The 2,217-nt window shown below is 35.2% G+C and carries 3 protein-coding genes; all 3 read right to left on the reverse strand.

Going from position 1 to position 2,217, the window contains the following annotated elements; all coding sequences use genetic code 11:
* Positions 1-697 (reverse strand): amino acid ABC transporter ATP-binding protein (locus QZ334_RS08055; protein ID WP_295233507.1); only part of this gene is annotated, 697 nt, incomplete at its 3' end.
* Positions 694-1,350: an amino acid ABC transporter permease gene (locus tag QZ334_RS08060; RefSeq protein WP_105089103.1), complete on the reverse strand. Its 657-nt coding sequence runs from the start codon at positions 1,348-1,350 to the stop codon at positions 694-696. The genes QZ334_RS08060 and QZ334_RS08055, both read right to left, overlap by 4 nt.
* Before the next feature lie 11 nt (positions 1,351-1,361).
* Positions 1,362-2,168 (reverse strand): basic amino acid ABC transporter substrate-binding protein, encoded by an 807-nt coding sequence (locus tag QZ334_RS08065; RefSeq protein ID WP_257846579.1) that lies wholly within the window; start codon positions 2,166-2,168, stop codon positions 1,362-1,364.
* Between the last annotated feature and the right edge of the window lie 49 nt (positions 2,169-2,217).

A 2,217-nucleotide genomic window follows, 5' to 3' on the forward strand; every position in this document is an offset into this window, starting at 1 on the left:
ATTTTGTTCTATCATTTGTTGGTGCATCAAATACTTTTTCAGGAGTATCATCTTCAAGAATTAATCCACCATCTACAAATAATACTCGGTCCGCAACCTCTTTTGCAAAGCCCATTTCGTGAGTAACAATAACCATCGTCATACCTTCTTCGGCTAGAGACTTCATTACATCCAGAACTTCGCGAACCATTTCTGGATCCAATGCAGAGGTAGGCTCATCAAAGAGCATAACCTTTGGTTTCATTGCTAAAGCACGAGCTATAGCAACACGTTGCTTTTGACCACCAGATAATGAGTCAGGATAAGCATTTGCTTTATCTTTCAAACCTACTCGATCTAATAAAATTTGACCAATTTTTTTAGCCTCATCACTAGATGTTTTGCGGACCTTAGTTTGTGCTAAGGTTAAATTTTCCATTACAGTCATGTGTGGGAAAAGATTAAAGTTTTGGAATACCATGCCTACTTCCGCACGGACTTCATTAAGTTTAGATTTATCTGAAAGATCCATACCATCTACAATGACTTTACCAGATGTAGGCTCTTCTAAGTAATTCATAGTACGCAATACTGTACTTTTACCAGAACCTGATGGACCAATAATAACTACAACTTGACCTTTTTCGATATGTAAATCAATGCCCTTTAATACTTCATTTTTACCAAAGGATTTATGTACATTTTCTAACTTAATCATTTAATGCTATATTTCCTTTCAAGGTAACCAACCAATTGTGAAATTGTTACTGTCATAATAAGGTAGATAACAGCAACTGTCCCCCAGATTTCAAATGATGCATATGTTTTGGCAATGATTAGTTGACCACGGCGTGTCAATTCTTCGAAACCAATTACAGAAACCAATGAGGAGTCTTTCAACATAGCAATAAATTCGTTACCCAATGGTGGAATAATTGCTTTGAAAGCTTGCGGCATGATGATATAGCGCATAGTTTGGCCCCAAGTCAAACCAAGAGATCGACCCGCTTCCATTTGGCCTTTATCGATAGACTGAATGCCAGCACGGAAGATTTCAGACACATAAGCACCAGAGTTAATACTACATGCAGTAACAGCAGCAATAAATGGATCAATACGTTGTCCAGTAATCATTGGCAATGCGAAGTAAATTAAGAAGATTTGTACCAATAGTGGTGTACCACGAATGATATCTACATAGCATTTTGCTAATAATCTAACTACAGTAAATTTAGATAAATTTGCTAAGGCTACTAATAGACCGATAAAGAAACCACAGCCTACAGACATAGCTGTAATTTCAACGGTTACAAGTGCACCTTGTAATAGAAGCGGTAAATTATCCGCAATTAACCCCCAATTAAAACTCATAATCTCTCCTATTATTTAAATTCTAACACTACTGGCATATCAGCTGGTGCATCTACATTAAACCATTTTTTATATAATGTATTAAATTCACCATCGGCCTTCATATCGGCGATTGCTTTATTAATTTGTTCTTGCAAGTCTTTGTTGTCTTTATTGATTGCTAAGCCCAAATATTCTTTCGTATTTGGATATGCCATAAATTTAATATGTTGGTCTGGATGTTTAGTACTATAAAATTGAGCTACCGGCAAGTCAATTACAGTTGCATCAGCACCGCCATTTTGTAATTCTAACAAAGCTTCATTACTATGGTCAAACTCTTTTACATTAGTACCTTCAATTTTATGAGCTAAATCAGCACCAGTTGTACCTAATTGAGCAGCAATCTTTTTACCTTTAAGATCATCAAGGGATGTAATATTGGCACCATCTTTATATACTACAGCAAGTGCATTTTCATAATATGGAGAAGAGAATAACACCTTTTCACTTCTAGCTTTTGTAATAGTCATACCAGATGCTGCTACATCAATATCATGTGTATTTAACGCTGGAATTAAAGCATCAAAGGCAACATTCTTAAGCTCTACATCTTTATTGATACGCTTACCGATGGCACGAATAAGATCAATATCAAAGCCTGTATAGTCTTGAGTTTTTTCATCTTTAAATTCAAATGGAACAAATGTGGCATTAGTACCAACGATTAATTTATTAGAAGTTGTTTGTGTAGAAGTTCCACAACCGCCAATTACAGTACCAGCCAATACTAACATACAACCACCAATGATTAATTTTTTTAACTTCCTATTTAACATCAAATCATCCTCGTTCACTAAACTAACTATTTTTATTACACTAGTATAT

It is taken from the genome of Veillonella sp. (genome assembly GCF_019414865.1).
Classification (GTDB): Bacteria; Bacillota; Negativicutes; order Veillonellales; family Veillonellaceae; genus Veillonella.